This is a genomic window from Lelliottia sp. (genome assembly GCF_045627565.1).
Lineage (GTDB): Bacteria > Pseudomonadota > Gammaproteobacteria > Enterobacterales > Enterobacteriaceae > Enterobacter.
The window spans coordinates 62,686-86,992 of record NZ_JAZQNX010000004.1 but is presented as its reverse complement, the minus strand read 5'-3'; the positions used below and the strand labels follow the sequence as shown (position 1 = coordinate 86,992).

Sequence of the window (24,307 nt, the reverse complement as noted above, 5' to 3'; positions counted from 1 at the left end):
GTCACTTTGAGTGCCCACACAGATTGTCTGATAAATTGTTAAAGAGCAGTGCAACGCGGCTTTCGCTCACCGTTGCGAGGTCCCGTATAATACGTTTTCCTCATTCAGAGTCAAGCGTTTATTTTCGCTTTTCTCTGCCGGTGTTCATCGCTGAACCCCGCTGACCCGGCGGCTTGTGTTCCGTTGTTCCGTGTCAGTGGAGGCGCATTATAGGGAGTTATTCTGAGGTGACAAGAGGAAATTTAAAATTAATTTCCAACCGTGTTTTTTTTCACCAAAACCGTTAATAACAAGCCATAAATTGTTCTATTTGTTGTTTTTGCAGCCACAATCACACTCCAGGTGGCATACTTACTAGCAAGAACAATTAAGGAATAAGAGCTATGCCCTTAAGCGCACAACAGCTGGCGGCACAAAAAAACCTATCTTATGTGTTGGCAGAAAAGCTAGCGCAACGAATTCTGGCGGGAAAATACGCTCCAGGAAGCATTCTGCCCGGAGAAATGGAACTTGGTGAACAGTTTGGGGTGAGCCGCACCGCCGTTCGTGAAGCAGTAAAAACATTAACGGCAAAAGGAATGGTGCTTCCACGTCCTCGTATTGGTACTCGGGTTATGCCCCAAAGTAACTGGAACTTCCTCGATCAGGAGTTGCTTTCCTGGTGGATGACTGAGGATAACTTCCATCAGGTTGTTGACCATTTCCTGGTGATGCGCAGCAGTCTTGAGCCTCAGGCGTGTTTACTCGCCGCACTGTTGGGAAGCGCCGAACAAAAAGCGCAGTTGAACACCTTAATGGAAGAGATGACCTTCCTGAAGCAGTATTTTAACCGCCAGCGTTGGATTGAAGTCGACATGACGTGGCATGAGCATATCTATTTAATGAGTGGAAATCCCTTCCTGACCTCATTTGCGTCCCTGTTCCATTCTGTGTACCACACCTACTTTGCTTCTATTACCCAGGATGAAGTGGTGAAGCTCGATCTGCACCAGGCCATTGTTGATGCTATCCAGGATAGCGATGGACAACGCGCATTACATGCTTGCCAGGCTTTGTTGGCTGCCCCAAATCAGTAGCAGGTAATAGATGAACGAGAAAAAATCACGCAGCATGGCGGGATTGCCATGGATTGCCGCAATGGCTTTCTTTATGCAGGCACTGGATGCCACCATTCTGAATACGGCCCTGCCGGCCATCGCCCAAAGTCTCAACCGCTCTCCGCTGGCCATGCAGTCCGCCATCATTAGCTACACGTTGACCGTCGCGATGCTGATCCCTGTCAGCGGCTGGCTGGCCGACCGTTTTGGTACACGTCGGATATTTATGTTCGCCGTCACGCTATTTACGCTCGGCTCACTGGCGTGCGCACTTTCAACCTCATTAACGGAGCTAGTAAGCTTTCGTGTGCTTCAGGGTATAGGCGGCGCGATGATGATGCCGGTCGCACGACTCGCGTTATTACGCGCGTATCCGCGCAGCGAACTCTTGCCCGTACTGAATTTCGTTACCATGCCCGGTCTGGTCGGCCCGATTCTCGGCCCGGTGTTGGGTGGCGTACTGGTGACATGGGCGAGCTGGCACTGGATTTTCCTGATCAACATTCCGATTGGTATCGCCGGGCTGTGCTATGCCCGCAAATACATGCCAAATTTCACCACGCCCAAGCGCAGTTTCGACATGGGCGGTTTTTTCCTATTCGGTGTGAGCCTGGTATTGTTCTCCATTGGAATGGAGTTATTCGGCGAGAAAATCGTCGCGACCTGGATAGCATTGTCGATTATCGTCGGCAGCGTTCTGCTTTTCCTTCTTTATATACGTCATGCGCGCCGCCATCCAACGCCACTAATCTCATTACAGCTTTTTAAAACGCGTACTTTCTCCGTCGGAATCGCGGGGAATATCGCCTCACGTCTTGGCACAGGCTGTGTACCCTTTTTAATGCCGTTGATGTTACAGGTTGGGTTTGGCTATCCGGCGCTGATTGCGGGGATAATGATGGCACCGACCGCCGTCGGATCTATTCTGGCGAAATCGATGGTGACGAAAATATTACGTGGGCTGGGTTATCGGAAAACGCTGGTTGGAATTACGGTCTTTATCGGCGCGATGATTGCGCAGTTCTCGTTACAGTCATCGGCACTGCCTGCATGGATGCTGATCCTGCCGCTCTTTATATTGGGAATGGCGATGTCTATTCAGTTCACCTCAATGAACACCATCAGTCTTGCTGACCTGACCGATGAAAATGCCAGCGGCGGTAACAGTGTCCTGGCCGTTACTCAACAGCTGTCGATCAGTTTAGGCGTGGCCGTGAGCGCAGCGGTACTTCGCGTTTATGAAGGTATAGAAGGCACAAACACCGTCGAACAGTTCCACTACACCTTTATTACGATGGGCGTCATTACCGTGGTTTCCGCTCTGGTGTTTTTATTATTGAAACCGAAAGATGGCCGCAACCTGATTAAAGATCGCCACCCGACGAAACCGAACCGCGTTCCATCAGAACAGGAGTAAGCTGCAAGCGCTGCTGCTGCAATGTGGGCTGTGCCATTCGATGAATCAACACATCAATGGCCAGCTCCCCCAGTTCATCTTTCGGTTGATGAATAGTGGTCAGCGGGGGAGTCATATAACGCGCCAGTTCAATATCATCGTAGCCAATGATTGCCATATCATGGGGAACGCTTAATCCCACCTGATATAACGCCTGATAGGCACCAAATGCCATCGCATCGTTACCAATAAATACCGCTTGCGGACGCTGTTCCTGCGCCAGCAATTTTTGCATCGCTTCGAAACCACCATTGAACTCAAAATCGCCCGTGATGCGATACCCTTCAGGTACGGATAAACTGGCACGCTCCATGGCGGTCAGATACCCTTCGAGACGTAAACGTGCTGGCGTCTTATCAAGTGGTCCCGTGATACAGGCGATGCGACGATACCCTTTATCAATCAAATGTTGTGTCGCCATGTCGCCACCGAGGAGCGAGTTGTCCTGGATGAGATCGCTGGTTCCGTCGAACGGTGCCCAGTCCATCATCACGGTTGGGACTGAAGGATAGCGCTGCATAATCTCTTTCGAGGGCTGGTGCGTTTCGGTACACAGCAACAGCAACCCATCAACGCGTTTTTGCATGAGCGTTTCAAGGTTACGGTTCATGCGTTGCTCATCGCCTTCCGTGTTACACAGCACCAGGCTGTAACCGCGTTCAAAGCAGCTACGCTCCACGCCGCGCACCAACTCAGAATAGAAAGGGTTGGTACTGGCAGTGATAAGCATGCCGATCGTGTGGGTCTGATTGAGCTTAAGACTACGCGCTAACGCTGAAGGCGCATAATTGAGATCTTTAACCGCGGCTTCGACTTTCGCCTTAATCGCGTCGCTGACGAAGCGATCGTTATTGATTACGTGGGAGACCGTCGAGGTAGAAACGCCCGCCATGCGGGCGACATCTTTCATTGTGGCCAAGCGTTACCTCTGCTGAATCAAAAATTCATCAATCTCTTTGCGCCATGGAACGGAAGGCTGAGCACCTTTACGCGTCACCGCAATCGCGGCCGCGGCATGGGCGAAGCGAATGGCATCATCCATCGGCTTACCTTCCAGCAACGCCGTGACCAGCGCACCATTAAAGGTGTCTCCCGCCGCAATAGTGTCAACGGCTTTAACCTTAAAGCCGGGCACGCGACGGCCTTTACCGTTAACGCTAGCCCACACGCCACGGCTACCGAGCGTGATAATCACGGTGTCGATGCCTTTCTCATGCAATGCCTTAGCGGCTCGCGCGGCGTCGTCATCGTTTTCCACACGAATACCCGTCAGCTTTTCAGCTTCGGTTTCGTTTGGCGTAATGATGTCCACCAGCGCCAACAGTTCGTCTGATAATACACGCGCTGGCGCGGGGTTAAGTACGACAGTGGTATGATTTTCATGCGCAATTTTTGCAGCCGCCAGCACGCTTTCTACCGGAGACTCCAACTGCATCAGCAAGGCTTCAGCACGGGCAATAATTTCACGCTGCGCTTCAACGCGTTCAATGTTTAGCGCCGCGTTTGCCCCCGCGTGAATACCGATAACATTCTCACCTTCTGCGTTGACGAAAATTAACGCCACACCGGTTGATTCCCCAGCCACTACGCTCACTGGCGCAATATCGATGTTGTCGCTTTCCAGCTGCTTGCGAACACGTTCGCCAGTATCGTCATCACCGGTACAGGCAATAAAGGCAATATTCGCACCACTGCGACCGGCCGCTACGGCCTGGTTTGCACCCTTACCACCGAAAGCCACCTGATACTGATTACCCGTGACGGTTTCACCCGGAGTGGGGAAAGATTCAAGGTTAAGAATGTGATCGGCATTGATACTGCCAAGGACGACGAGATTGCCTGCGGTTTTCATGTATGAGGTGTCCATCTAAAAGCGCCACCGGTTTGACCCGGTGGCGTGTGCCACACTTTTCTTTATTTTGAGTCCCTCAGGCCGTTATCGACGACCTGAATCGCCTATTACTGCTTGATGACCAGCTTCAGGTCAACTGGATATTTAGCCTGAACCTTTTCACCTTTCAGCACTTTATCTGCAATATCAACGCCCGTTGCGCCAATCTGCTCAGGTAACTGCGCAATGGTCGCCGCCAGTTTGCCATCGTTTACTGCTTTTTCGCCGTCTGGCGTGCCGTCAAAACCGACCACCATCACATCTGTTTTACCGGCAGTTTGCAGTGCACGCAGCGCGCCCAGTGCCATTTCATCGTTCTGTGCGAATACGGCCTGCACGTCAGGATGCGCGGTCAGCAGGTTCTGCATTACGTTCAGACCCTTCGTACGGTCGAAGTCAGCAGGCTGGCTCGCCAGTACGTTAAATTTGTGTGCAGCAACGGCCTGCTGGAAGCCTTCGCCACGCTCACGCGCTGCGGAAGTCCCTGCGATACCCTGCAGCTCGATAACTTTTGCGCCTTCACCGGCTTTCTTCGCGATGTAGTTACCGGCGATTTTGCCGCCCAGCACGTTATCAGAAGCAATGTGGCTTACCACTTCGCCTTTAGCAGCAACGCGGTCAAGGGTGATAACCGGGATGTTCGCCTGGTTTGCCATCTTAACGGCGTTACCTACTGCGTCGGAATCCGTTGGGTTGATCAACAGAATTTTGGTGCCGCGAACGGTTAAGTCCTGAACGTTAGCCAACTCTTTCGCCGGGTTGTTCTGAGAATCCAGCACAACCAGGTTGTAGCCCAGCTTATCGGCTTCTTTCTGTGCACCATCCTTCAGCGAAACGAAGAACGGGTTGTTGAGCGTAGAGACCACCAGCGCGATGGTGTCTTTCGCCATTGCGTTAGCACTTACGGTAGCGCTCAGCGCCACAGCAGAAACCAGAATAGCCAGTTTTTTCATATTCATATCAGTGATGTCCTGTAGTGTGTCGTCAGTTACTGTTTTTTGTTGTCTACCAGAACCGCCAGCAAAATCACCACTGCTTTAACGATCATCTGGTAATAGGAAGAAACACCTAACAAATTCAAACCATTATTCAGGAAACCAAGGATCAGCGCGCCGATCAATGTCCCAACAATGCGACCTTTACCGCCTGCAAGGCTGGTACCGCCCAGCACAACCGCCGCAATCGCATCCAGCTCATAACCCGTACCCGCCGTTGGTTGTGCCGAGGAGAGACGAGCCACTTCGATGATGCCCGCCAGCGACGCCAGCAAGCCGCAAAGGGAATAAACGATAATCTTCACTTTGTTAACGCTGATGCCTGACAGGCGCGTTGCCGCTTCGTTACCGCCGAGTGCATAAATATAACGACCGAGACGAGTGTGATGCAGCATGTACCATGCGGCCAGGAAGACGATGCCCATGATCCATACCGGCGTTGGAACCCCCAGCGGGCGACCAATACCAAACCAGCCAAACAGATCGGCATTGTCAGTAAATCCGGTATTCACGGGACTGCCGTTGGTATAGACCATCGTGACGCCACGCAGCAGCAGCATCATCACCAAAGTCGCAATAAATGCCTGCACCCGGCCTTTTGCCACAATCATCCCGGTGACAGCACCAATTGCTGCGCCCAATGCCAGAGCAGCCGCAATCGCCACCAGCGCATTCACTTCAATCCCTACAATTGAAGCCGCGACCGCGCCGGTGAGCGCCAGCAGAGAACCGACGGACAGGTCGATACCCGACGTCAAAATCACCAGCGTCATCCCGACGGCCATAATGGCGTTTACAGACGTCTGCTGAAGAATATTGAACAGGTTATTAACGGTAAAAAAGTTTGGGCTCATGGTCGAAACCACCGCGATCAGCACCAGCAGGGCAATCAGCGATTTTTGTTCCAACAGCCATGCCTTAGTGAAATAGCGGCGACCAGAAACAGCCTGGGTAGTCATCTTGTTACTCCTGATTCACGCGATTAAGCTTGCCCACAGCGGCAGCCATCAGAACTTCCTGGGTGGCCTGCTCGCGAGTGAATTCACCGCCGAGATGCCCTTCATGCATGACGATAATGCGATCGCTCATGCCTAATACTTCTGGCATCTCGGAAGAGACCAGAATGATGCTCAGCCCGTCAGCCTTAAACTGGTTGATCAGCTGATAAATCTCTTTCTTGGCGCCGACGTCCACGCCGCGAGTGGGCTCATCGAGGATCAGCACTTTTGGACGCGTCATCAGACCTCGTGCAATCGCCACTTTCTGCTGATTACCGCCGGAAAGCAGGCCGATAGCCTGTTCCATCGAAGGCGTTTTCACATTGAACAGGCGGATAAAATCGCTCACCGCCTGCTGTTCGTCTTTATGTTTTAAGCCACCGCCGTTACGGCTGAAATAGCGCAGCGCGGTCAGAGACATGTTCTCTTTAACCGACATGCCCAGCACCAGGCCATCGCGTTTACGGTCTTCAGAGATATAAACGATGCCGTTTGCGAGCCCATCCTGCGGAGAACGGGTGACGACTTCATGACCGTTGAGCGTGACGTAACCACTGGTACGCGGCAGCGCGCCGTACAGCACTTTCATTAATTCGGTACGACCCGCGCCCATCAGGCCCGCCACACCCAGGATTTCACCCTGGCGCAGCGTAAAGGAGACATTGTCGACGCCTGGACCGCACAGATTATCCACCTTCAGGCGGACGTCACCCGGCGCTTTATCCAGTCGCGGATACTGATCTTCGAGCTTGCGCCCCACCATCATTTCGATCAGCGAATCTTCGGTCAGAGAGTCCACCTCGCGCTCGGCAATAAACTGCCCGTCGCGGAACACGGTGACGTCATCGCAAATCTCGAAAATCTCTTTCATGCGGTGAGAGATATAAACAATGCCACGTCCCTGCGATTTCAACTCGCGGATGACGCGGAATAAGGATTCGGTTTCGGTATCAGTAAGTGCATCGGTCGGTTCATCCATGACGATGACTTTTGACTCGAAGCTCAGGACTTTCGCGATTTCCACCATCTGCTGGTCGCCGATCGAAAGATCGCCCACCAGACGGTCGCTCTTGAAGCGCAGATTCAGTTTCGCCAGCAGTTTGTCGGCTTCAGCGTACATCAGCTTCCAGTCGATGTTGCCAAAGCGGCCCACGAATTCACGGCCAAGGAAGATATTTTCGGCAATGGTGAGCTGCGGGATCAGGTTTAATTCCTGGTGGATAATACCGATTCCGGCTTCCTGTGAGGATTTCGGTCCGGTGAAGGTGGTTTCTTTTCCCAGCCACACCAGCGAACCCGCATCGCGTTGATAGATGCCGGTCAGCACTTTCATCATGGTGGATTTGCCAGCGCCGTTTTCACCTACCAGCGCCATCACGCGACCGGCGTAAACGTTCAACGCCGCGCCAGAGAGGGCTTTTACGCCCGGGAACGATTTATCGATCCCTTTGAGTTGCAATAATGCGTCCATGATGGCCTCAGAACGTGACGCCAGCACAGAGAATGATATTCGCATACGGGGAACACTCCCCGCTGCGAATCACCGCCTGACTGTCTGCGGTTTGTTGTTTGAACTGTTCATGCGTTGTGTAACGAATTTCAATGGTGTTTCCCTGGTGTTGTTGCAGTTGCTCTATGTGGCCGAGCAACGTTTCGTGGAGTTGCGGATTATGTTGTTTAATTTCCGTCGCGAGAATGGCTGTCTCAACCTGCATCTCCGCCGTCACCACATCAAGTACCTGCATAAACGAGGGAACACCCTGCGTTAATGCCATATCAATACGTGTTGTGCCGTGCGGAACCGGTAAGCCTGCATCGCAAACCACCAGCGTATCGGTATGCCCAAGACGGGAAATAACCGATGAGATTTCAGAATTGAGTACCGTGCCTTTCTTCATTTTCTTGCTCCACTAGCGAAACGTTTCGCTGAAATAAGTGTAGCCGTAAGAGTGTTCAGAAAACCATCATGACGTAACAGAATTGTGATCGACGTCGAAACGTTTCGCTAAGTAAAATCTGAAGGGAAAAACATAAAGAAAAATGCCGGGTGAGCGTTGCGCTTCCCGGCATTCATGCGGCGATTTAAATTTCGACCTGCGTTCCTAATTCAATCACACGGTTAGGCGGAATCTCAAACTGATCCGGCGCACGCAGGGCGTTACGTTGCAGAATAAGATACAGCTTGCCCCGCAGGCGCAGATACCACGGACGTTTGCCGACAATCAGCGACTCGTGCGACATAAAGAACGAGGTTTCCATCATGCGACAGCTCAGCCCTTCGAGACCGCAGCGGTGGAAGACCTCTTCCACGTTCGGCGTTTCGCGCCAACCGTAGCTTGCTACCACGCGCCAGAACGTCGGGGATAATTGTTCTATCTGTACGCGACGAACGTTATGCACGTACGGCGCATCTTCAGTACGCAGCGTCAGCAAAATCACGCGTTCGTGCAGCACTTTGTTGTGCTTGAGGTTATGCATCAGCGCAAACGGAATAACTTTTTGCGCTCGTGACATGTATACCGCGGTGCCAGGCACGCGTACCGGCGGTGATTTCTCCAGCGAGGCGATCATCGCCTCAAGAGAATTACCGTGCTCGTGCATGCGACGCAGCAGGCGGAATCGCTCGCTTTTCCACGTTGTCATCACGATGAACATCACCAGACCCAGCGTCAACGGCAGCCAGCCACCCGAGACGATTTTATCCAGGTTTGCCGAGAACAGTGGCAAATCAATAAACAACAGCCCCACAAGAATCAGCGCCACCAGGAACTTATTCCAGTGCCAGTTCCGATACGCTACGGTGGTCGATAGAATCGACGTAAGCACCATCGTCCCCGTGACGGCAATACCGTACGCCGCCGCCAGATTGCTGGAGTGTTCAAAGCTGACAATCACAATCACCACGGCAACGTAAAGCAGCCAGTTAATGAACGGGATGTAGATCTGACCGGATTCCATCTCAGAGGTATGAATAATGCGCATCGGCGACAAATACCCGAGGCGAACCGCCTGACGCGTCAACGAGAACACGCCAGAGATCACAGCCTGGGACGCGATAACGGTCGCCAACGTGGCGATAATCAACATCGGCACCAGCGCCCAGTCCGGTGCCAGCAGGAAGAACGGGTTTTTTATTGCCTCAGGGTTTTTCAGCAACAGCGCCCCCTGACCGAAATAATTCAACACCAGAGACGGCAAGACGACGGTAAACCATGCGAGGCGAATCGGCAGCTTCCCAAAGTGACCCATATCCGCATACAGCGCTTCGACGCCGGTAATAGAAAGCACGACCGCGCCAAGGGCAACAAACGAAACGGTTTTGTATTCCAGGAAGAAATGGACCGCCCAGATAGGGTTAAGGGCCTGTAGCACTTCTGGGTTGCCCATAATTCCGCGCAAACCCAGTGCCGCCAGGATCAGGAACCAGGCCAGCATAATCGGGGCAAACAGCTTACCCACCAGCCCTGTGCCATGTTTCTGAATCGCAAAAAGCAGGGTCAGGACAATAATGGCGAGCGGAACCACCCAGGTATCGAGCTGCGGCGCGATAATCTCCAGCCCCTCGATCGCCGAAAGCACCGAAATCGCAGGGGTGATCACCACTTCCCCATAGAAGAAGCTGCCACCAATCAATCCGATGATCACCAGGAAAGAGGTCATTCCTGCCGACGTGTTACGCCCCGCCAGGGACATCAACGTCAGGATCCCGCCTTCACCGGCGTTATCCGCGCGCATGACAAACGAGAGATATTTAAGCGAGACTACCAGAATCAGCAGCCAGAAGATGAGTGACAAAAAGCCAAACACGGCGTCACGTTCGACACCAAAACCAAACTGCCCGGACAGACATTCGCGAAGCGTGTAAAGCGGGCTGGTGCCAATGTCACCATAGACAACCCCAATAGCCGCAAGCGTTATAGCGCGTAATGATTGCTTATTATCAGTGCTCATAGACTAGTCTTTTCGTTGTAGAACAAATGTGTGCTGAGTCCCTTGGCCCACAAAAAGGCGCACAGTATGCACGATTAATCGCAAGATCGTATCCCTAAATGCAACCGCTTTAATTTAGCGCAAAGAAAATAGCGCCGTACTTCAGTCTATTACCAGCCCATGCCGAAACGTCTATACTCGCATCAAATAGCTGCAACGACAGCGAAAGGACGCAAAACTATTATGGCTCACTCACATTTATTAGCAGAAAGAATTTCCCGCCTCAGCAGCGCACTGGAAAAAGGCCTTTTCGAGCGTAGCCATGCGATTCGCTTGTGTTTGTTGGCTGCGCTGAGCGGTGAAAGCGTCTTTTTACTCGGCCCCCCCGGCATAGCAAAAAGTCTGATCGCCCGCCGCCTGAAGTTCGCCTTTCAAAATGCACGCGCCTTTGAATATTTGATGACCCGTTTCTCCACGCCAGAAGAGGTGTTTGGCCCGCTGTCGATTCAGGCTCTCAAAGATGAAGGGCGCTATCAGCGTTTAACGGCTGGCTATCTCCCCGAAGCAGAAATCGTTTTTCTGGATGAGATCTGGAAAGCTGGTCCCGCCATCCTGAATACGCTGCTCACCGCCATCAACGAACGCCGCTTTCGCAACGGCGCGTACGAAGAAAAAATCCCGATGCGTTTGCTGGTGGCCGCATCTAATGAACTGCCGGAAGCAGATAACAGCCTTGAGGCATTGTATGACCGCATGTTGATTCGCCTGTGGCTGGACAAAGTGCAGGACAAATCCAATTTCCGCTCGATGCTCGTGAGTCAGCAGGATGAAAATGAAAATCCGGTTTCGCCTTCGCTACAGGTGACTGACGAAGAGTATCAGCAGTGGCAGCAGGATATCGGCAAGATAAAGCTGCCCGATTCGGTGTTTGAGCTGATCTTCATGCTGCGCCAGCAGCTGGATTTACTGCCGTCAGCACCCTATGTGTCAGACCGTCGTTGGAAAAAAGCCATTCGCCTGTTGCAGTCGAGCGCATTATTCAGTGGGAGAGACGCCGTCGCCCCGATCGACCTAATCCTGCTAAAAGACTGCCTGTGGCACGATGCAGAAGGCATGAATCTCATGCAACAGCAGTTGGATGTTTTGATGACCGGGCACGCATGGGGACAGCAGACCATGCTTAACCAGCTGGGAGCCATCACTCAGCGACGCATCCAGCTTCAGCAGCAGCAAAGTGATAAAACTGCACTTAAAGTCAGTCGCCTCGGCGGGATGTTCTCGCGTAAACCTCACTATGAACTCCCCACGGAACTGACTGAAACCTCGCTGACGCTTCTGCTCCAGCAGCCGCTGAAGCTCCACGATATGCAGGTGGTGCACATCACCCTGGAGCGCGAAGCGCTGGCGCAGTGGCTGGACAAAAGCGGCGAGATCCGCGGAAAGCTAAACGGGATCGGCTTTGCGCAGATCCTGAATCTGGAAGTGGATACCAGCCAGCATCTGGTGATCCGCGATGTCAGTCTGCAAGGATCACGCCTTGCCCTGCCTGGCAACGTTGCCGAGAACGTGCCGGAAGAGATCAAACAGCAGTTGGAAGCGCTGGATACCGAGTGGCACCAGCAACATACGCGCTTCAGTGAGCAGCAAAAATGCCTCTTTGTGCACAGCGACTGGTTGGGCCGTATCGAAGCCAGCCTGCAGGATGTCAGCGCGCAGATTAAACAGGCGCGTCAATGCTAACGCTGGATACGCTGAATGTGATGCTGGCCGTCGGAGAAGAGGGGTTGATCGAAGAGGTCGTGCTCACCCTACTCGCTTCTCCGCAGCTGGCCGCTTTCTTTGAAAAATTTCCCCGTATCAAAAAGGCCGTTACCGACGACCTGCCGCGCTGGCGCGATAGCCTACGCAGACGTCTCAAAGAGACTGAAGTCCCGCCTGAACTGACGAAAGAGGTGGAGTGCTATCAGCAATGCCAGCGGTTATCGACACCCCAGTTCATGGTTCAACTGCCGCAAATTTTGACGCTACTCGATAAGGTGCACTCTCCTTATGCGGCTCAGGCCCGCAAGCTGGTTACGGACAACGCGACATTCACCCCGGCGTTGCATACCCTGTTTCTGCAGCGTTGGCGGCTGAGCCTGGTGGTACAAACCACGTCACTCAACCAGCAGCTTCTGGAAGAGGAACGTGAACAACTGCTTAGTGAAGTTCAGGAACGCATGACGCTGACCGGGCAACTGGAACAGGTGCTGGTGGAAAATGAAAATTCTGCCGGACGTCTGTGGGATATGAGCGCCGGACAAATCAAACGCGGTGATTATCAGTTGATTGTGAAATACGGCGATTTTCTGGCGCAACAACCCGAATTGATGCAGATCGCAGAGCAGCTTGGTCGTTCGCGAGAAGCCAAGTCAGTGCCGAAAAAAGACGCCCCAATGGAAACCTTCCGCACGCTGGTGCGCGAGCCCGCCACCGTACCGGAGCAGGTGGACGGGTTACAGCAAAGTGATGATATTTTACGCCTGTTGCCGACCGAACTGGCGACGCTGGGCATCACCGAACTGGAATATGAATTTTACCGTCGGCTGGTGGAGAAACAGCTGCTCACCTATCGCCTGCAGGGTGAATCCTGGCATGAGAAAATCAGCCAGCGCCCGGTCATTCATCAGGATTTTGACGAACAGCCACGCGGCCCCTTTATTGTCTGCGTTGATACCTCGGGCTCAATGGGCGGTTTCAACGAGCAATGCGCCAAAGCGTTTTGTCTGGCACTGATGCGCGTTGCCCTCGCAGACCGACGTCGCTGCTTTATTATGCTGTTTTCCAGTGAGGTCGTGGGCTATGAGTTAACGGCTGAACAGGGCATCGAACAGGCGATCCGCTTTTTGAGTCAGCGCTTTCGCGGCGGGACGGATATCGCCAGCTGTTTTCGTTCCATCATCGAACGGATGCAGGGTGGGGACTGGTATGACGCCGATGCGGTAGTGATTTCTGATTTTATTGCCCAGCGATTACCGGACGACGTGGTGGCAAAAGTGAAGTCTTTGCAGCGGGATCAACAACATCGCTTTCATGCCGTGGCGATGTCTGCACATGGAAAACCCGGCATCATGCGCATTTTCGATCATATCTGGCGCTTTGATACCGGGTTACGCAGCCGTCTTATCCGACGCTGGAAACGCTAATTAAAGAAGAGAATCCACGCTCGCACGAACCTGCTGTGGCCATACACCGCACTGAACCTGGCCGATATGGGAAAGTTGCAGCAGCAGCATCGTTAAACGAGACTGACCAATCCCGCCGCCGATAGTCTGCGGCATCTCGCCGCGCAGCAGCGCCTGGTGCCACTCGAGTTTCAGGCGATCTTCATCACCCGTCACCGCAAGCTGGCGTTTAAGCGCGTCAGCATCCACGCGGATCCCCATTGAAGAAAGCTCAAACGCGTCTTCCAGAATCGGGTTCCAGACCAGAATGTCACCGTTCAACCCCGCGCGTTCGCTTTCACCGGCGGTGCTCCAGTCATCATAATCCGGCGCACGCACGTCATGACGTTTGCCGTCAGACAGTTTCCCCCCAATACCAATCAGGAATACCGCGCCCAGCTCTTTAGCGATCGCACGCTCACGGCCTTTTGCATCCAGATCCGGGAAACGGCTCAGCAGATCCTGACTGTGAATAAAGTGGATCGTGTCTGGCAGGAACGGTGCCAGACCGAATTCTTTACTGACGGCCGTTTCCGTCGTTTTGATCCCCGCATAAATCGCTTCTACGGTAGATTTCAGCGTACCGATATGGCGTTCGCCATCACCCATGACGCGCTCCCAGTCCCACTGGTCAACGTAGACAGAATGAATGGCTGTTAGACGGTCTTCATCGGGGCGCAGGGCTTTCATGTGCGTGTAAAGCCCTTCGCCCGCGCTGAAGTCGTGTTGTCCTAACGTTTGACGCTTCCATTTCGCCAGTGAGTGAACCACTTCGAACTGGGCGTCTGGCAATGTTTTCACTTTGACCTGTACCGCTTTTTCGCAACCAGACAGGTTATCTTGCGTCCCATCACCTACGCGGCTGAGGATCGGTGCCTGAACTTCAATCAGGCCCAACTTCTCTTCAAGCTGACGTGAAAAATGGGATTTAACGAAGCTGATCTGGCGTTGTTTTACGATGTAAGCGGTTTTCATTTTTATACTCCTGCGTCCTGTTGATATTGATTAAGCAACAAAACAGGGCCTCAATTCAATAATCCAACAACAAAAAGCCACGTTCACTTTTGATTCGATAAAATAAAAGGCTAGAATAGAGTGATTACTCATTCTTCATAAGAAAAAATGATGGAAAATTATCAGATCGATAATCTGGACCGCGGCATCCTTGAAGCATTAATGGCGAATGCACGTACCGCTTACGCCGAACTGGCAAAACAATTTGGCGTGAGCCCGGGCACAATTCACGTTCGGGTAGAGAAGATGAAGCAGGCCGGGATCATTACCGGAGCGCGAATTGACGTCAGCCCTAAGCAGTTGGGATATGACGTGTGCTGCTTCATTGGCATTATTCTGAAAAGTGCGAAAGATTATCCGTCAGCGCTGGCAAGACTTGAGAGCCTGGAAGAGGTGACAGAAGCCTATTACACCACAGGGCACTACAGCATCTTTATTAAGGTCATGTGCCGATCGATTGACGCCCTGCAACAGGTACTTATCAACAAGATCCAAACAATTGATGAAATTCAGTCCACCGAGACACTGATCTCCCTGCAGAACCCGATCATGCGCACCATCCGCCCGTAACAGGGCGTTTTAATCACCACATTTTCCACAGGTAGATCCCAGCTCACTCACAGCGTACAATGATCCCCTCTTTATATGAGCGAGCGATCATGGCAGATATAACTCTTATCAGTGGCAGTACTCTTGGCGGCGCGGAATACGTTGCAGAACATTTGGCCGAAAAGCTTGAAGATGCTGGGTTTTCGACCGAAACACTGCACGGCCCGTTACTGGAAGATCTTCCTACTGATGGAATTTGGTTGCTGATCACGTCAACGCATGGCGCTGGCGACATCCCGGACAATCTCCAACCTCTCTATGATGAGCTACTTGAGCAGCAACCGAGCCTGACCGCCGTGCGTTTTGGTGCAGTGGGTATCGGCAGCCGCGAATATGACACTTTTTGCGGTGCAATAGAGAAAGTTGAAGCCGCGATCACGTCCTGCGGTGCAAAACAGATCGGCGAAACACTGAAGATCAACGTCCTCGATCACGATATTCCAGAGGATCCAGCCGAAGAATGGTTGAGTGAATGGAAAAATTTACTCAAAAATGATTAAAGATCACGCGATCAGATGTGGATAAGTCTGGTTAAAAGCTTGGATTAAGCGGTAGTTATCCAAAGTATAACTATTGCTTCCTTTTTGAGCTGTGGATAAGGTCACGATCTAACCCCAGCTTATACTGTCCAGGATCACCGATCATTCACAGCAAACGATCCTTTCTAACGTGATGATCTTCCTAATGAGATCCCGCTTATCCACAGAAACGTGCGATCCTAATAAGAGATCATAGTAAAACAGATCTCTAAATAAGAAGATCTTCTTTTTAATAGCCAAGATCCCAATGCTTTCTCGAAAGACTAAACTTGAGTAGAATCCACGGCCCGGGCTTAAATCCATTTTCAAACCGCTTTACGCAAGGCAGGAAAGCATGTTTTATCAGGATCCTTTTGACGTCATCATCATTGGCGGGGGTCATGCAGGCACTGAGGCCGCCATGGCCGCAGCGCGTATGGGTCAACAGACCCTGCTTTTGACACACAATATCGACACGCTGGGACAAATGTCCTGCAATCCGGCGATTGGCGGCATTGGGAAAGGACACCTGGTAAAAGAAGTCGATGCCCTCGGCGGCTTGATGGCGAAGGCGATCGATCATGCTGGTATCCAGTTTAGGATACTAAACGCGAGTAAAGGCCCGGCAGTCCGCGCCACCCGTGCTCAGGCAGACCGTGTATTGTACCGGCAGGCAGTACGTACTGCGCTGGAGAATCAACCTAACCTGATGATCTTCCAGCAGGCGGTTGAAGATCTGATCGTCGAAAACGATCGCGTTGTCGGCGCAGTGACCCAAATGGGACTCAAATTCCGCGCCAAAGCGGTTGTGTTAACGGTGGGGACTTTCCTCGACGGTAAAATTCATATCGGTCTGGATAATTACAGCGGTGGCCGTGCTGGCGATCCGCCATCCATTTCACTGTCCCGTCGTTTGCGTGAGCTGCCGCTGCGCGTTAATCGCCTGAAGACCGGTACACCGCCGCGCATCGACGCGCGTACTATCGATTTCAGCGTGCTGGCTCAACAGCATGGTGACACGCCTATTCCTGTCTTCTCGTTCATGGGCAATGCTGCTCAGCATCCTCAACAGGTACCGTGTTACATCACGCATACCAACGAGAAAACCCATGATGTGATCCGCAATAACCTCGATCGCAGCCCGATGTATGCCGGGGTGATCGAGGGGATCGGCCCACGTTATTGCCCGTCGATCGAAGACAAGGTGATGCGCTTTGCAGATCGTAACCAGCACCAGATTTTCCTGGAGCCAGAAGGCCTGACATCCAATGAAATTTATCCGAACGGCATCTCCACCAGCCTGCCGTTTGATGTGCAGATCCAAATCGTTCGTTCGATGCAGGGTATGGAAAACGCAAAAATTGTGCGCCCTGGCTACGCGATCGAGTACGATTTCTTCGACCCTCGCGATCTGAAACCGACGCTGGAAAGCAAATTTATTCAGGGTCTGTTCTTTGCCGGTCAAATTAACGGCACCACGGGTTACGAAGAAGCCGCTGCCCAAGGGCTGCTGGCGGGCTTGAACGCCGCACGGTTATCAGATGAAAAAGAGGGCTGGGCGCCGCGTCGCGATCAGGCTTACCTTGGTGTTCTTGTTGACGATCTCAGCACCATGGGCACAAAAGAACCGTACCGCATGTTTACCTCGCGTGCGGAATATCGTTTGATGCTTCGCGAAGATAATGCCGATTTGCGTCTCACCGAAATGGGGCGTGAGTTGGGTCTTGTTGATGACGAACGTTGGGCTCGTTTCAACGAAAAGCTGGAACGTATCGAAACCGAACGTCAGCGCCTGAGATCTACCTGGGTGAATCCGTTAGCCGATTCCGCTGCCGAAGTGAATGCTCACTTAACAGCGCCGCTGTCGCGTGAAGCCAGCGGTGAAGATCTGTTACGTCGCCCCGGCATGACTTACGAACAGCTGGTGCAGATGACGCCATTTGCACCGGGCCTTGACGATGCTGAAGCGGCTGAGCAGGTGGAAATTCAGGTCAAATACGAAGGTTATATCGCACGTCAGCAGGATGAGATCGAAAAACAGCAGCGCAACGAAAACACGCTGCTGCCAGAAATGTTGGATTACCGTCAGGTGACGGGGTTGTCTAACGAAGTTATCGCCAAACTAAACGATCACAAACCCGTCTCGATCGGTCAGGCATCGCGTATTTCTGGTGTAACACCTGCAGCCATTTCCATTCTGCTGGTCTGGCTGAAAAAACAAGGTATGCTGCGCCGCAGCGCTTAAGTCTATGATAATCGTTGCCCGGCCACATTGCGTTGGCCGGGCCAACAATCCTCTCTACAGGTATTCACCGTGCTCAACAAACTTTCTCGTCTGCTGGAACAGGCCGGCATTTCGCTCACCGATCACCAGAAAAACCAGCTGGTGGCGTATGTCGATATGCTGAACAAATGGAATAAAGCGTATAACCTTACGTCAGTTCGCGATCCTAACGAGATGCTGATTCGTCATATTCTCGATAGCATTGTGGTTGCGCCTCATCTGCGCGGCGAGCGCTTTATTGACGTCGGTACGGGCCCGGGATTACCCGGTATTCCGCTGTCAATTGTGCGCCCTGAATGCCACTTCACGTTGTTAGACAGCCTTGGCAAGCGAGTACGTTTCCTGCGTCAAGTGCAGCATGAGCTGAAGCTTGAAAACATCGAGCCGGTGCAGAGCAGGGTAGAAGCGTTTCCCTCCGAACCGCCATTTGATGGCGTGATCAGCCGTGCATTCGCTTCCCTCAACGATATGGTGAGTTGGTGCAAGCATTTACCGGCGCAGGACGGCCGTTTTTATGCGCTCAAAGGTCTGGTGCCTGAAGATGAAATCGCCCAGTTACCTGAGGGTTATAGCGTCGAGTCCATTGCTAAACTTCAGGTTCCGCAACTCGAGGGTGAACGTCATTTGGTGGTGATTAAACCAAATCATTTTTAAAAGATGTATAAAAATGTGGAATTTGTGCTGTTCTTAGTGTGTTAAAAAACAGCATGGAAAAAAGATTTCCTTAGAGGCTGATTTAACGTGATTGTTACCAGTGATTTTCTTGAGGTTAACTTCAGCAGCGTTGTTCACCCAAAAGATAGTCAAGCATGAAAATATCAGCCTGCTAAAAGTCGGAATCGGTAACAACACATTCATGTTAAATTTTTATTAAAAATGTCAATGAATGGTTTTTATTGTAGATAGGGTTGTTTTGAGAAAAGTTGCGTTAATTAACCTTTAATATCATAAAGATGAAATAATTCGATTTATGGATTTGATTAATATGATCTTATCGTAAATGTGTGTTTTGTGATCTCGTGCACGCTTTATCATCAACGTTTCAGAGCAGTTTGCTGTTTTGTATCCCGGCTCACTCTTTGATGAAAAGTTGAAAAATAGCGGTAGTGAAAAATTTTTAAACATTTATTCACCTTTTCGCTACTTATTGTTTGAATTCACGGGGGCGCACCGTATAATTTGTCCGCTTTTTGCTGCTTGACTCTGAGCCTTAAAGAACGTTTTATACGACACGCGACGTACCTCGAAGGGAGCAGGAGTTTAACGTGATGTCTGTGTCGCTCTTGAGTAGAAACGTTGCACGTAAACTTCTGTTCATACAGTTTTTGGCCGTGATAGCAAGTGGACTGCTGTTCAGCCTGAAAGACCCCTTCTGGGGCATCTCCGCTGTTTGTGGAGGCCTGGCAGTTATTTTGCCAAACATGTTCTTTATGATTTTTGCCTGGCGTCATCAGGCGCATACACCCGCCAAAGGCCGCGTGGCCTGGTCCTTCGCTCTTGGCGAAGTGTGTAAGGTGTTGCTGACCTTTGCCTTACTGGTGATGGCGCTGGCTGTTTTCAAAGTGGTATTTTTGCCGCTGATCGTGACGTGGGTTTTGGTGCTGGTGGTACAAGTTCTGGCGCCAGCTGTAATCAACAACAAAGGGTAAAAGGCATCATGGCTTCAGAAAATATGACGCCGCAGGATTACATAGGTCACCATCTGACGAACCTTCAGATGGATCTGCGTACATTCTCGCTGGTGGATCCGCATAACCCCCCGGCCACCTTCTGGACGCTCAACATTGACTCCATGTTCTTCTCGGTGGTGTTGGGTCTGTTGTTCCTGGCCATGTTCCGTAGCGTTGCTAAAAAAGCGACCAGCGGCGTTCCAGGGAAATTCCAGACGGCAATTGAATTAGTCATCGGCTTTGTTCATGGCAGCGTTAAAGACATGTATCACGGTAAGAGCAAGCTGATTGCTCCACTGGCGTTGACTGTCTTCGTCTGGGTCTTCCTGATGAACCTGATGGACCTTCTGCCTATCGACTTGCTGCCATACATCGGTGAGCATGTCTTCGGCCTGCCTGCACTGCGTGTGGTTCCGTCTGCTGACGTGAACATTACCCTGTCCATGGCGCTGGGCGTATTCATCCTGATTCTTTTCTACAGCATCAAAATGAAAGGCGTAAGCGGCTTCGTGAAAGAGCTTACCTTGCAGCCGTTCAACCACTGGGCGTTTATTCCGGTCAACCTGATCCTGGAAGGCGTGAGCCTGCTGTCCAAACCGGTTTCTCTCGGTCTGCGACTGTTCGGCAACATGTATGCGGGTGAGCTGATTTTCATTCTGATCGCGGGTCTTCTGCCGTGGTGGTCACAGTGGATTCTGAATGTGCCATGGGCCATTTTCCACATCCTGATCATTACGCTGCAAGCCTTTATCTTCATGGTTCTGACGATCGTCTATCTGTCGATGGCGTCTGAAGAGCACTGATTTTTTACCAACACTACTACGTTTTTATTTGAAACAAACTGGAGACTGTCATGGAAAACCTGAATATGGATCTGCTGTACATGGCTGCCGCTGTGATGATGGGTCTGGCGGCTATCGGTGCTGCGATCGGTATCGGCATCCTCGGGGGCAAATTCCTGGAAGGCGCAGCGCGTCAACCGGATCTGATTCCTCTGCTGCGTACTCAGTTCTTTATCGTTATGGGTCTGGTGGATGCAATCCCAATGATCGCTGTAGGTCTGGGTCTGTACGTGATGTTTGCTGTCGCGTAGTAGTAGTTCTAAAAACCTAAGCCACAGAAATTTAAGAGGTATTGTGCTGTGAACATGAACGCAACAATCCTCGGCCAGGCCATCGCGTTTATTCTCTTTGTCTGGTTCTGTATGAAGTACGTATGGCCGCCTTTAATGGCTGCCATCGAAAAACGTCAAAAAGAAATTGCTGACGGTTTGGCTTCTGCAGAGCGCGCTAAGAAAGATTTGGACCTTGCACAGGCCAACGCGACAGACCAGCTGAAAAAAGCGAAAGCTGAAGCTCAGGTCATCATTGAACAGGCTAACAAACGCCGTTCACAGATCCTGGACGAAGCAAAAGCTGAAGCAGAACAGGAACGCACTAAGATCGTTGCACAGGCGCAGGCTGAAATTGATGCTGAGCGTAAACGTGCACGTGAAGAACTGCGTAAGCAGGTTGCGATTCTGGCTGTTGCTGGCGCCGAGAAGATCATCGAACGTTCCGTGGATGAAGCTGCTAACAGCGACATCGTGGACAAACTTGTCGCTGAACTGTAAGGAGGGAGGGGCTGATGTCTGAATTTGTTACGGTAGCTCGCCCCTACGCCAAAGCAGCTTTTGACTTTGCTGTCGAACACCAAAATGTCGACCGCTGGCAGGATATGCTGGCGTTTGCCGCTGAGGTAACGAAAAACGAGCAAATGGCTGAGATGCTTTCAGGTGCGTTAGCACCAGAAACGCTTGCTGCGTCGTTTATCGCCGTTTGTGGCGAGCAGCTGGACGCCAGCGGCCAGAACCTGATTAAGGTTATGGCTGAAAATGGTCGTTTACGCGTGCTCCCGGATGTTCTTGAGCAGTTCGAGCACTTACGTGCTCTCAGTGAAGCTACCGCCGAAGTTGAAGTGACCTCGGCGAACGAACTGAGTGATGAACAGCTTGCGAAGATCACCGCCGCAATGGAAAAACGTCTGTCACGCAAAGTTAAGCTGAATTGCAAAATCGATAAGTCTGTTATGGCGGGCGTAATCATCCGAGCGGGTGATATGGTCATTGACGGCAGCGTACGCGGCCGTCTTGAACGCCTTGCAGACGTCTTGCAGTCTTAAGGGGACTGGAGCATGCAACTGAATTCCACCGAAATCAGCGAACTGATCAAGCAGCGCATTGCTCAGTTTAGTGTTGTGAGTGAAGCTCATAACGAAGGTACTATTGTTTCTGTAAGTGACGGTGTTATCCGCATCCACGGCTTGGCCGATTGTATGCAGGGTGAGATGATTTCCCTTCCGGGTAACCGTTACGCAATCGCACTGAACCTGGAGCGCGACTCTGTAGGTGCAGTTGTGATGGGCCCGTACGCTGACCTTGCCGAAGGCATGAAAGTCAAATGTACTGGTCGTATTCTGGAAGTACCAGTCGGCCGTGGCCTGCTGGGTCGCGTGGTGAACACCCTGGGTGCACCAATCGACGGTAAAGGCCCGGTTGATAACGATGGCTTCTCGCCAATCGAAGTTATCGCACCAGGCGTTATCGAACGTCAGTCCGTTGATCAGCCAGTGCAGACTGGTTATAAATCCGTTGATGCCATGATCCCAATCGGTCGTGGTCAGCGTGAATTGATCATCGGTGACCGTCAGACCGGTAAAACCGCGATGGCAATCGATGCGATCATCAACCAGCGCGACTCCGGTATCAAATGTGTGTATGTGGCCATCGGCCAGAAAGCGTCCACCATTTCTAACGTGGTTCGTAAACTGGAAGAGCACGGCGCGCTGTCTAACACCATCGTTGTGGTTGCGACCGCTTCTGAATCCGCTGCACTGCAATACCTGGCACCTTATGCGGGTTGCGCAATGGGCGAATACTTCCGTGACCGCGGTGAAGATGCGTTGATCGTATACGATGACCTGTCTAAACAGGCTGTTGCTTACCGTCAGGTTTCCCTGCTGCTGCGCCGTCCACCAGGACGTGAAGCATTCCCGGGTGACGTGTTTTATCTCCACTCCCGTCTGCTTGAGCGCGCATCCCGCGTAAACGCGGAATACGTTGAGAACTTCACCAAAGGTGAAGTGAAAGGTAAAACCGGTTCTCTGACTGCTCTGCCGATTATCGAAACCCAGGCGGGTGACGTTTCTGCGTTCGTTCCAACCAACGTAATTTCGATTACCGATGGTCAGATCTTCCTGGAAACCAACCTGTTTAACTCCGGTATTCGTCCTGCAGTTAACCCAGGTATCTCCGTATCCCGTGTTGGTGGTGCTGCTCAGACCAAGATCATCAAGAAACTGTCCGGTGGTATTCGTACCGCGCTGGCTCAGTATCGTGAACTGGCGGCGTTCTCGCAGTTCGCTTCCGATCTGGATGAAGCAACCCGTAAACAGCTGAGCCACGGTCAGAAAGTGACCGAACTCCTGAAGCAGAAACAGTATGCCCCAATGTCTGTTGCACAACAGGGTCTGGTGCTGTTCGCGGCTGAACGCGGTTACCTCGAAGATGTGGAACTGGCGAAAATCGGTAGCTTCGAAGCCGCTCTGTTGGCTTACGTTGACCGTGATCACGCTCCGCTGATGCAAGAGATCAACCAGTCCGGTGGCTATAACGACGAAATCGAAGGCAAGCTGAAAAGCATCCTCGATTCCTTCAAAGCAACCCAGTCCTGGTAACGTCCGGCGGTCTGTCTTAGGACAGACCGCAAGGCATTGAGGAGAAGCTCATGGCCGGCGCAAAAGAGATACGTAGTAAGATCGCAAGCGTCCAGAACACGCAGAAGATCACTAAAGCGATGGAGATGGTCGCCGCTTCCAAAATGCGTAAATCGCAGGATCGCATGGCGTCCAGCCGTCCTTATGCAGATACCATGCGCAAAGTGATTGGTCACCTTGCAAACGGTAATCTGGAATATAAGCATCCTTACCTGGAAGAACGCGACGTTAAACGCGTGGGCTACCTGGTGGTGTCTACCGACCGTGGTCTGTGCGGTGGCTTGAACATTAACCTGTTCAAAAAACTGCTGGCGGATATGAAAGTCTGGTCCGATAAAGGCGTTCAAAGCGATATCGCGATGATCGGCTCTAAGGGCGTCTCTTTCTTTAATTCCGTAGGCGGCAATATCGTCGCTCAGGTGACGGGCATGGGTGATAACCCATCCCTGTCCGAGCTGATTGGCCCGGTAAAAGTGATGTTGCAGGCCTATGATGAAGGCCGTCTGGACAGACTTTACGTTGTCAGCAACAAATTTATTAACACCATGTCTCAGGTTCCGACCCTCACTCAACTGCTGCCTTTACCGGCATCAGAAGATCAAGAGCTGAAGCAGAAAGCCTGGGATTACCTGTATGAACCCGATCCGAAACCGCTGCTGGATACCCTGCTGCGTCGTTACGTTGAATCTCAGGTTTATCAGGGTGTGGTAGAAAACCTGGCCAGCGAGCAGGCCGCACGTATGGTGGCGATGAAAGCCGCGACCGACAATGGCGGCAGCCTGATTAAAGAGCTGCAGTTGGTATACAACAAAGCTCGTCAGGCCAGCATTACTCAGGAACTCACCGAAATCGTCGGTGGTGCATCCGCGGTATAACCAGGTTAATTCGT

General features: G+C 51.9%; 23 protein-coding genes. 15 read left to right on the top strand and 8 right to left on the bottom strand.

The annotated features are described in order from the left end of the window. Nucleotides 1–383: 383 nt before the first annotated feature. Complete coding sequence (locus tag ACKI5T_RS02465; protein ID WP_407435306.1) at nt 384–1,076, top strand: FadR/GntR family transcriptional regulator; 693 nt, start codon at nt 384–386, stop codon at nt 1,074–1,076. 10 nt (nt 1,077–1,086) lie between these two features. Then, nucleotides 1,087–2,514, top strand: coding sequence for a multidrug transporter subunit MdtD (mdtD, locus tag ACKI5T_RS02460; RefSeq protein WP_133632214.1), 1,428 nt, complete (start codon nt 1,087–1,089; stop codon nt 2,512–2,514). On the opposite strand, the gene rbsR is transcribed toward mdtD, so the two are convergent. The 7 genes from rbsR to kup all read right to left on the bottom strand — a co-directional run bounded on the left by rbsR (nt 2,462) and on the right by kup (nt 10,388). Continuing rightward, nucleotides 2,462–3,472 carry a ribose operon transcriptional repressor RbsR gene (rbsR, locus tag ACKI5T_RS02455; protein WP_407435304.1) on the bottom strand — a complete coding sequence of 337 codons (1,011 nt, stop codon included), beginning with the start codon at nt 3,470–3,472 and terminating at the stop codon, nt 2,462–2,464. The genes mdtD and rbsR overlap by 53 nt on opposite strands. Nucleotides 3,473–3,475: 3 nt before the next feature. Next, a complete protein-coding gene (gene rbsK, locus ACKI5T_RS02450) occupies nt 3,476–4,405 on the bottom strand; it encodes a ribokinase (protein WP_407435313.1) in 930 nt (309 codons plus the stop codon). 107 nt (nt 4,406–4,512) lie between these two features. After that, nucleotides 4,513–5,403 carry a ribose ABC transporter substrate-binding protein RbsB gene (gene rbsB, locus ACKI5T_RS02445; protein ID WP_015961070.1) on the bottom strand — a complete coding sequence of 297 codons (891 nt, stop codon included), beginning with the start codon at nt 5,401–5,403 and terminating at the stop codon, nt 4,513–4,515. A gap of 29 nt (nt 5,404–5,432) precedes the next feature. Then, nucleotides 5,433–6,398: a ribose ABC transporter permease gene (rbsC, locus tag ACKI5T_RS02440; protein WP_015961071.1), complete on the bottom strand. Its 966-nt coding sequence runs from the start codon at nt 6,396–6,398 to the stop codon at nt 5,433–5,435. 4 nt (nt 6,399–6,402) lie between these two features. Next, complete coding sequence (rbsA, locus tag ACKI5T_RS02435) at nt 6,403–7,908, bottom strand: ribose ABC transporter ATP-binding protein RbsA (protein ID WP_407435311.1); 1,506 nt, start codon at nt 7,906–7,908, stop codon at nt 6,403–6,405. Nucleotides 7,909–7,915: 7 nt separating this feature from the next. Further along, on the bottom strand, nt 7,916–8,335 hold the full coding sequence (rbsD, locus tag ACKI5T_RS02430) for a D-ribose pyranase (RefSeq protein ID WP_407435301.1): 420 nt from the start codon (nt 8,333–8,335) through the stop codon (nt 7,916–7,918). A gap of 184 nt (nt 8,336–8,519) precedes the next feature. After that, on the bottom strand, nt 8,520–10,388 hold the full coding sequence (gene kup / locus ACKI5T_RS02425; protein ID WP_407435299.1) for a low affinity potassium transporter Kup: 1,869 nt from the start codon (nt 10,386–10,388) through the stop codon (nt 8,520–8,522). A gap of 222 nt (nt 10,389–10,610) precedes the next feature. Here kup and ravA point away from each other — a divergent pair, with 222 nt between their 5' ends. Then, nucleotides 10,611–12,107 carry an ATPase RavA gene (gene ravA, locus ACKI5T_RS02420; protein WP_407435297.1) on the top strand — a complete coding sequence of 499 codons (1,497 nt, stop codon included), beginning with the start codon at nt 10,611–10,613 and terminating at the stop codon, nt 12,105–12,107. After that, entirely contained in the window at nt 12,101–13,552 is a 1,452-nt protein-coding gene (viaA, locus tag ACKI5T_RS02415; RefSeq protein WP_407435295.1) for an ATPase RavA stimulator ViaA, read from the top strand. The genes ravA and viaA overlap by 7 nt, the downstream gene beginning before the upstream one ends. On the opposite strand, the gene asnA is transcribed toward viaA, so the two are convergent. Further along, on the bottom strand, nt 13,553–14,545 hold the full coding sequence (asnA, locus tag ACKI5T_RS02410) for an aspartate--ammonia ligase (RefSeq protein ID WP_407435293.1): 993 nt from the start codon (nt 14,543–14,545) through the stop codon (nt 13,553–13,555). A gap of 150 nt (nt 14,546–14,695) precedes the next feature. Between asnA and asnC the strand changes: the two genes are divergently transcribed. From asnC to atpG, 11 genes are all read left to right on the top strand, one after another. Next, nucleotides 14,696–15,154, top strand: coding sequence for a transcriptional regulator AsnC (asnC, locus tag ACKI5T_RS02405; RefSeq protein WP_041689565.1), 459 nt, complete (start codon nt 14,696–14,698; stop codon nt 15,152–15,154). 89 nt (nt 15,155–15,243) lie between these two features. Further along, nucleotides 15,244–15,693 carry an FMN-binding protein MioC gene (gene mioC / locus ACKI5T_RS02400; protein ID WP_133632206.1) on the top strand — a complete coding sequence of 150 codons (450 nt, stop codon included), beginning with the start codon at nt 15,244–15,246 and terminating at the stop codon, nt 15,691–15,693. A gap of 373 nt (nt 15,694–16,066) precedes the next feature. Then, nucleotides 16,067–17,956 carry a tRNA uridine-5-carboxymethylaminomethyl(34) synthesis enzyme MnmG gene (gene mnmG / locus ACKI5T_RS02395; RefSeq protein WP_407435291.1) on the top strand — a complete coding sequence of 630 codons (1,890 nt, stop codon included), beginning with the start codon at nt 16,067–16,069 and terminating at the stop codon, nt 17,954–17,956. 69 nt (nt 17,957–18,025) lie between these two features. Next, a complete protein-coding gene (rsmG, locus tag ACKI5T_RS02390; protein WP_407435289.1) occupies nt 18,026–18,649 on the top strand; it encodes a 16S rRNA (guanine(527)-N(7))-methyltransferase RsmG in 624 nt (207 codons plus the stop codon). Between the two features lie 614 nt (nt 18,650–19,263). Further along, a complete protein-coding gene (gene atpI, locus ACKI5T_RS02385) occupies nt 19,264–19,644 on the top strand; it encodes a F0F1 ATP synthase subunit I (protein WP_407435287.1) in 381 nt (126 codons plus the stop codon). A gap of 8 nt (nt 19,645–19,652) precedes the next feature. Beyond that, nucleotides 19,653–20,468, top strand: a complete 816-nt coding sequence (gene atpB, locus ACKI5T_RS02380; protein WP_015961083.1) for a F0F1 ATP synthase subunit A — start codon at nt 19,653–19,655, stop codon at nt 20,466–20,468. Between the two features lie 50 nt (nt 20,469–20,518). After that, nucleotides 20,519–20,758, top strand: a complete 240-nt coding sequence (atpE, locus tag ACKI5T_RS02375; protein WP_000429386.1) for a F0F1 ATP synthase subunit C — start codon at nt 20,519–20,521, stop codon at nt 20,756–20,758. Between the two features lie 48 nt (nt 20,759–20,806). After that, entirely contained in the window at nt 20,807–21,277 is a 471-nt protein-coding gene (gene atpF / locus ACKI5T_RS02370) for a F0F1 ATP synthase subunit B (RefSeq protein ID WP_015961084.1), read from the top strand. A gap of 14 nt (nt 21,278–21,291) precedes the next feature. Next, entirely contained in the window at nt 21,292–21,825 is a 534-nt protein-coding gene (gene atpH / locus ACKI5T_RS02365; protein WP_407435284.1) for a F0F1 ATP synthase subunit delta, read from the top strand. Nucleotides 21,826–21,837: 12 nt separating this feature from the next. Further along, the gene (gene atpA / locus ACKI5T_RS02360; protein ID WP_015961086.1) at nt 21,838–23,379 is read left to right on the top strand and encodes a F0F1 ATP synthase subunit alpha; all 1,542 of its coding nucleotides are present in this window, start codon (nt 21,838–21,840) and stop codon (nt 23,377–23,379) included. A 50-nt stretch (nt 23,380–23,429) separates the two neighbouring features. Then, nucleotides 23,430–24,293 carry a F0F1 ATP synthase subunit gamma gene (atpG, locus tag ACKI5T_RS02355; RefSeq protein WP_015961087.1) on the top strand — a complete coding sequence of 288 codons (864 nt, stop codon included), beginning with the start codon at nt 23,430–23,432 and terminating at the stop codon, nt 24,291–24,293. Nucleotides 24,294–24,307 lie beyond the last annotated feature (14 nt).

Excerpts from the sequence above, each read along its gene's own strand:
- ACKI5T_RS02465 (WP_407435306.1), top strand. The coding sequence starts at position 384 with ATGCCCTTAAGCGCACAACAGCTGGCGGCACAAAAAAACCTATCTTAT.
- mdtD (WP_133632214.1), top strand. The coding sequence starts at position 1,087 with ATGAACGAGAAAAAATCACGCAGCATGGCGGGATTGCCATGGATTGCC.
- rbsK (WP_407435313.1), bottom strand. The coding sequence starts at position 4,405 with ATGAAAACCGCAGGCAATCTCGTCGTCCTTGGCAGTATCAATGCCGAT.
- rbsB (WP_015961070.1), bottom strand. The coding sequence starts at position 5,403 with ATGAATATGAAAAAACTGGCTATTCTGGTTTCTGCTGTGGCGCTGAGC.
- rbsC (WP_015961071.1), bottom strand. The coding sequence starts at position 6,398 with ATGACTACCCAGGCTGTTTCTGGTCGCCGCTATTTCACTAAGGCATGG.
- rbsA (WP_407435311.1), bottom strand. The coding sequence starts at position 7,908 with ATGGACGCATTATTGCAACTCAAAGGGATCGATAAATCGTTCCCGGGC.
- rbsD (WP_407435301.1), bottom strand. The coding sequence starts at position 8,335 with ATGAAGAAAGGCACGGTACTCAATTCTGAAATCTCATCGGTTATTTCC.
- kup (WP_407435299.1), bottom strand. The coding sequence starts at position 10,388 with ATGAGCACTGATAATAAGCAATCATTACGCGCTATAACGCTTGCGGCT.
- ravA (WP_407435297.1), top strand. The coding sequence starts at position 10,611 with ATGGCTCACTCACATTTATTAGCAGAAAGAATTTCCCGCCTCAGCAGC.
- viaA (WP_407435295.1), top strand. The coding sequence starts at position 12,101 with ATGCTAACGCTGGATACGCTGAATGTGATGCTGGCCGTCGGAGAAGAG.
- asnA (WP_407435293.1), bottom strand. The coding sequence starts at position 14,545 with ATGAAAACCGCTTACATCGTAAAACAACGCCAGATCAGCTTCGTTAAA.
- asnC (WP_041689565.1), top strand. The coding sequence starts at position 14,696 with ATGGAAAATTATCAGATCGATAATCTGGACCGCGGCATCCTTGAAGCA.
- mioC (WP_133632206.1), top strand. The coding sequence starts at position 15,244 with ATGGCAGATATAACTCTTATCAGTGGCAGTACTCTTGGCGGCGCGGAA.
- mnmG (WP_407435291.1), top strand. The coding sequence starts at position 16,067 with ATGTTTTATCAGGATCCTTTTGACGTCATCATCATTGGCGGGGGTCAT.
- atpI (WP_407435287.1), top strand. The coding sequence starts at position 19,264 with ATGTCTGTGTCGCTCTTGAGTAGAAACGTTGCACGTAAACTTCTGTTC.
- atpB (WP_015961083.1), top strand. The coding sequence starts at position 19,653 with ATGGCTTCAGAAAATATGACGCCGCAGGATTACATAGGTCACCATCTG.
- atpE (WP_000429386.1), top strand. The coding sequence starts at position 20,519 with ATGGAAAACCTGAATATGGATCTGCTGTACATGGCTGCCGCTGTGATG.
- atpH (WP_407435284.1), top strand. The coding sequence starts at position 21,292 with ATGTCTGAATTTGTTACGGTAGCTCGCCCCTACGCCAAAGCAGCTTTT.
- atpA (WP_015961086.1), top strand. The coding sequence starts at position 21,838 with ATGCAACTGAATTCCACCGAAATCAGCGAACTGATCAAGCAGCGCATT.
- atpG (WP_015961087.1), top strand. The coding sequence starts at position 23,430 with ATGGCCGGCGCAAAAGAGATACGTAGTAAGATCGCAAGCGTCCAGAAC.